Raw genomic sequence first — 6,111 nt, 5'->3', positions numbered from 1 at the left:
GGCGCGACAGATATGCTTTCATTATTCGTTGATTTAATAGTTTCTGCAAAAATATCACATAATCATTACATAAAGATACTTCTTATTCTAAAATGACAAGAAAAACCTTATTCAATAACCTGAGTTTTGAATTAACGTCCCTCCACTTTTGTCAATTTCTGTGCGAGGTATAGGCAACCGGTGGTGTTGTTCATAATATGCTACCGGCGCAACCACTTTTACAGTATAACTCTTCTCTCCGTTCGCGGCTTTCTTAATCTGCATCCCCAGGATTTGTTTTATGGATACCTCTTCAAGGATTTTCCATCTTCTGACATCGAAGAACCGATGTCCTTCAAAAGCCAGTTCAATTCTTCTCTCATGACGTATCTTATCTCTTAAATCGGGCCCTGAAGAGTCAACAGGAGGCATACCTGCCCTTGCCCGAATCCGGTTGATATATTTTCTTGCGGCATCTTCATCTCCCAATTCAAATTTAGCTTCGGCATAATTCAAAAGAATTTCCCCATAGCGAAAATATATCCAAGGATTGGTGCTTAGATCATCGGTTCTTAAATTTACCGATTTAGAAGGATTGATAAATTTATAAAGGTAATATCCTGTCATGGTAGCATTCCACGGCACCACGCTACTTAGGGGAGAATCGATTCCACCGTCAAAAGTTTCGATCTCATGATTCTGAAAAATGCATCCGTCATAAAGTATGGAAGCATAAAATCTCGGATCTCTGTTCAGGTAAGGATTGTTTGGGTCGTATCCTGAAGCGGGATTCACGATGATGTTGTTCGAAGCATCAAGGCTGTACGGGAATTCACCGTTCACCATTTCATAATCCATCACAAGATTTTCAGTAGGATGATTATGACCGCCCCCGTATAGACTATTCGTACCGGACACTCCATTTATATTGTGATTGAGAGACTTGGTGAAATATCTTGCAAATATTATTTCATCATTATCCTCTAAAAACAGATTCTTATAATCGGGGTATAGTGTGTACTTTTTATCTAAGAGAACTTGTGCCGCTTGTGCCGCTTTTTCCCATTTAGCACGGTCATTGGATGGATTATTTAGTGGGCTTGCAGCATACAGAAGAACACGGGATTTCAGCGCTAAAGCAGCATCGGGTGTCACCCTCCCCTTTTTAATCTCACTATTGCCCAACAACAAAGCGGCTTCGTCCAATTCTTTTACGATAAAATCCACCACTTTATCGTAACTATCCCTCGCCACTGTCGTGTAATCATCGTCAAGCGCGAATACGTGTGTGACCAACGGCACATCCCCGTATCTCCACAATAATTCCGAATATAAATATGCCCGTATAAATTTCATTTCACCTTTCAGTCGATCCCTGATTTCCTCCTCAAAATCGGAAGACTCAATCTCTTCAAAAAATTCATTGATATCCCTTATCCTTGCATAAGCATACCCCCATTTATTGACATAAGGTGTAGTTGTTGTCCCCAATGTTGAAATATTGTCCGAAGTCAATTCTCCTCGCTGAACAGTCCATGCTCCTCCGTTATTGTGTACATCGTGCAATTCATCCGTTAGAGAACCCCATAAAGCCTCACTAAATCCGTGCTGAAGGCTGTTATACATACCGTTCACGTAAGACTCCACCAGCGCCTCGTTGGCCCATATCCCCGTTATCCTGTCTTTAGGCTCGATGTCGAGGATATCATGGCAACCTGTAAAAACCACCAAGGTAATCAGTATACTCAGATATTTTATTTTTTTCATTGTGTCGTAAAGTTAAAATGTAAAATTAATACCTATGTTGTAGACCCTCTGCTGGGGATAATACCATGGAGAAGGCACTTCCGGGTCATACCCGATCTCTTTCATATGATCATAAATCAGTAAGAGATTGTTCCCACTCAGGTAGACCCTGCAGTTTTGTAGTCCAAACCTCTTTATCCAGTTAGCAGGCAGATTATAACCGAGCTCCACATTTTTCAGCCTCAGGAATCCGGCATCCATAAGCCAATGAGTGGAAGGTTGCGTGTTCTCTCCCCTGCTCTCGGAACTCCTTGGCATCGTGGCATCCCTGTTTTCGGGCGTCCAGTGGTTCTTCACACGCCATTGGTAGTAATTCCCTGCTCCTTTACTCAGAGAAGTGGTCCAGTTCGTGGTGTTTAAAAAATTAGCATTTTCCTGACCCTGCAAAAGTACCGATAGATTGAAATTCCTATAAATGATCCCGGCATTTAATCCGAATATTATTTCAGGATCAGCAGTCTCATTGATTCGTATCCTATCGTATGAATTTATCTCCCCGTCTTTATTCACATCCTCATATTTGATATCACCCGGTTGGGCTCCCAATAGATGCGGATAGCTTTCAATCTCTGCCTGGTCTTTGAATATACCGATGGATCTATACAGCAATCTTGATCCTAAAGGCCTCCCTGTCGCCAATTGGTACTCTTCCGCCATCGGCGCTTCATCCGTGAAGATAACCTTATTCCTTGCGAAAGAGAAGTTACCGGAAATAAAATATTGGACACCTTTATATTGGGAATTGTAACTGATTTCAAGATCTATCCCCCTGTTACGGACAATCCCGATATTCTCGTCCGGCAATTGTAGGCCGGTATATTCCGGAATTACAGCTGATCGTTTAGTCAGTATATTGGATCTCTCCGAATTGAAAATATTGATTTCACCGCGCAATGCGTTCCAAAGATAAAAATCTATTCCGAAGTTGAATGTATTCGCAATCTCCCAGGTGATATTGGGATTAGGAACATTTAATGCATTAAGGCCGTTTACATCCACATCGCCGATCACGTAATTACTGCCAAATCCGTAGGCCGCCAAGTATTGGTACGCCGGAATATTATCATTTCCCATTTTTCCGTAGGATGCTTTCAATTTTAAGTAGGAGATAAAATCGACTTTATCCATGAATGCCTCTTCCGAAACATTCCACCCGGCTGAAACACCTGGAAAGAAACCGAACCTTTTGTCGCGCGGGAAGTTCTGGGAGCCGTCATACCTGAATGTAAACTGCAATAAATATTTCCGGGCATAATTGTAACTTAATCTCCCGAAATAGTTGATACGTGCCGATTCTCCTGCTGATCCGTTGTTATTCATATAGTTTCTGTCGCTGGTTCCGGCAAATAATTCGTGTATTTTGGTAGATACGAAGCGGCTCCGGGAACCGAGCAGGTAGTCGTAACTGCCGGTCATCTGTTCATACCCTACCAGACCAGCAAAACTATGTTGATTCCATTGCTTTTCGTAGTTCAGCATGGCATTCCATAAAAACATACTGTTGTTTCCGGTATCCACGCTTAAACTCGGGTCATCCGCTCCGAATCCGGTTCTTCCCCGGGTATATTCACCCGTATCTTCATCCCGGTAATAGACAAAACTCGGTTCATACCAGACTTTGTTGAAGTTGTTACTGAAATCATAATTGAAACTTCCGTTAAGGAATAATCCTTCAACCCAGGGAGCATTGATTCGGTAAGTGAGCGTGGATTGAAGCATTTTACTCTTTGACTTCCTGTATCCCTCGTTAGCACTTACTCTATTGATCAGGTTGTCGTTATCTCGACCGGGAGCCGGATAATCCGTGCCCGGCCATAAGGGAAACCAGGTAGGATGGTACAAGAAAATATGTGGATATATATCGTTGTAGTTGTAAGGCCTGATGCCATCCAACACTGTTCCTCTCAGATTTAGCCCGATCGAGGCAAGTTCTGAAATATTGGCATCGATTTTCGATTGCAGGTTATACTGCTCATGTTCGGTGATACCGTATTTATAATGTCCGTCCTGAAATGTTCTTCCCAGCGAGATCCTATATGTCATCTTCTCATTACCTCCATCCACTGAAAGATCCATACGGTTTTGCGGGGTGAATTTCTTCGTGATATAAGAGTACCAGTCTGTACTTGGATAGTACGGATCTGTACCGTTTCTATACAGTTCCAATTCACTGTCACTAAAAATAGCCGGCCTCCCGTGCAGCACTTCTATTTCGTTCTGGATGGATGCGAAAGTATAAGCGTCAGTCATTTGAGGAACCCTTGTGTCTTGTTGAAAACCGGCATTGTACGTAAAGTTGAAAGCAGGTTTGCCTGCCCGTCCGCGTCTAGTCTCCACAAGTATCACCCCGTTGGCGGCACGTGCCCCGTAGATGGCAGCCGTAGCATCTTTCAGTACGGTTATATTTTCAATATCGTTGGGGTTGAGCCTTTCCAACCCATCCCTCGGAACCCCGTCTATGATGATCAGAGGAGCATTGTTCCCCAGCGTATTTTTTCCACGAATAAAGATAGTCGGATTATCCAATCCTGGTTCTCCGCTTCGCGTGTTTACGGTAACCCCTGCCATTGTCCCGGCCAAGGAATTCAGGACGTTGGAAACCGGTATTTCCCGGATCTGATCCCCTTTTACGGAGGCAACCGAACCGGTCAGTTCTTTCGTCTTTTGCGTGCCGTAACCAATCACCACCACTTCTTCCAAAGCCTCCACATCCTCTTGCAATACAATATCAAGCGTTGCCCTGCCCTCAAGAGGTATCGTTTGTGAAACCATTCCCACATAAGATATCTCCAATACCGCATCCGCAGGCACATTCGATAAAATAAAATTTCCACCCGAGTCGGTCACGGTACCGGTGGAAGTTCCCCGTATCATTACAGATACTCCAATCAATGACTCTCCCTTGGTATCGTTGACTACTCCTTTCACTGTCACTGTTTGCGCAGATAAACACACAGAGAATGTCCATATCAAGAGAAGCATAATCCCTTTTGTTAAACTTAAAATTACCTGTTTCATTCCTGGTCTTTGCTTTAGATTAATTGATAAATTATTCGATATTATGTATCCCATAAAATCTTTATGTGTCATAGTATATGTTAATGTTTACAAGCCGGCTATTAATTCGATCCGTTACAAACGGCAAATACCTTGTCGGCGTCTATTGAAAAATCAAACGGATATTTCCGGCCAATGCCGGCTGAGAGAGAAGAGAGTTTGCAGATAACTGAAACCCGGTGCGGTAATGGGCAATCGTACAGGCAAAGAATGTATATGCGGGATAAAAAAAGAGGCGTGGACGATTGTCGCTATTCCTTACTACAGGCTCCGCAAGGGCCTTAACACGAGAATAAGACAATGTCCACGCCCTTATTGCTAAGGGCGCTTCCATTCTTTGGCCTCGTGTTTGAATTTTGCGGATTCGTAGTAAAGACCAAAAAAGCGCTTATATTAGTTTGTGCCGTTTTTTTACAACACAAAGATAATAATTCGTTTTAATCTGTTATGTTTTCATAGGCTTACTTTTTAACAATTCGATGATTCTTTATTTATATGTACGAGAGAATTTGATTCACTATCAACTTCAACCTTTTTTTTAACAATTAATCAACTCATCATAAGATGTTTGTTGTCGTCAACAACAATTTACCGTTTTTTTAAAACTATTCAGTAACAAAGGAATAAAGATTCTTTGTGAATAACGGAACAAAACAGGAGTATAATTATGCAATTCTCCGATATAATTATACGTATCTCACCAAAAGTCGCTATTTTTGTTTTGCAACTCCGAAAACAAACAACAAAAATGGAAACAAAAGAACGGACTTTAAAAAACACACATCACGGACACGCTATCAAGCGTATCCGGCATACCTTAGGGATCAAACAGGAAGTCCTGGCGGATATGATGGGAACCACCCAGGCGCGAATCTCTAACTACGAACAGAAGAAAGAACTGGAAGATGAGATGATTAATAGATTTGCCAAAGCACTGAATGTTGTCCCCGAACTGATCAGGGAACTGGAAGAAGACCCGGTAACGGTGATTATTGAGAATAACACCTTTGAGAAAGGAAGCGGCGCCGCATACTACAATGTAATCAACAACAACCCCGACCCTGTTGACCGTTTTATCGAATTGTCCAATGAGAAAACCGCCCTCTACGAACGGATGCTTGAACTGGAAAAAGAAAAAAACGCTCTTCTGGAACAGTTGTTAAAGGAGCGACCCTAAGATTCCCATTTCACTCTTTCCGACCACCCGGAAAGGCGGTGGGCTTCCCATCGCGAATGCCTCACAGCAAACTATCTTTTACACAACGCTTC

Annotated in this window: 4 protein-coding genes; 1 reads left to right on the top strand and 3 read right to left on the bottom strand. The window is 42.5% G+C overall.

Annotated elements, in window-relative coordinates:
* Window positions 1-111 precede the first annotated feature (111 nt).
* From B4G81_RS10790 to B4G81_RS10780, 3 genes are all read right to left on the bottom strand, one after another.
* Window positions 112-1,746 carry a RagB/SusD family nutrient uptake outer membrane protein gene (locus B4G81_RS10790; RefSeq protein ID WP_294082372.1) on the bottom strand — a complete coding sequence of 545 codons (1,635 nt, stop codon included), beginning with the start codon at window positions 1,744-1,746 and terminating at the stop codon, window positions 112-114.
* Between the two features lie 12 nt (window positions 1,747-1,758).
* A complete protein-coding gene (locus B4G81_RS10785) occupies window positions 1,759-4,803 on the bottom strand; it encodes a SusC/RagA family TonB-linked outer membrane protein (protein WP_294082371.1) in 3,045 nt (1,014 codons plus the stop codon).
* Window positions 4,804-4,945: 142 nt separating this feature from the next.
* Entirely contained in the window at window positions 4,946-5,176 is a 231-nt protein-coding gene (locus B4G81_RS10780) for a hypothetical protein (protein ID WP_294082370.1), read from the bottom strand.
* A 414-nt stretch (window positions 5,177-5,590) separates the two neighbouring features.
* Here B4G81_RS10780 and B4G81_RS10775 point away from each other — a divergent pair, with 414 nt between their 5' ends.
* A complete protein-coding gene (locus tag B4G81_RS10775; protein WP_294082369.1) occupies window positions 5,591-6,019 on the top strand; it encodes a helix-turn-helix domain-containing protein in 429 nt (142 codons plus the stop codon).
* Window positions 6,020-6,111: the final 92 nt, after the last annotated feature.

Source organism: Proteiniphilum sp. UBA5384, assembly GCF_002410825.1.
In the GTDB taxonomy this organism is placed as follows: domain Bacteria; phylum Bacteroidota; class Bacteroidia; order Bacteroidales; family Dysgonomonadaceae; genus Proteiniphilum.
Note: the sequence above shows the minus strand (reverse complement) of the source record. Positions and strands in the feature narration are given on the sequence as shown.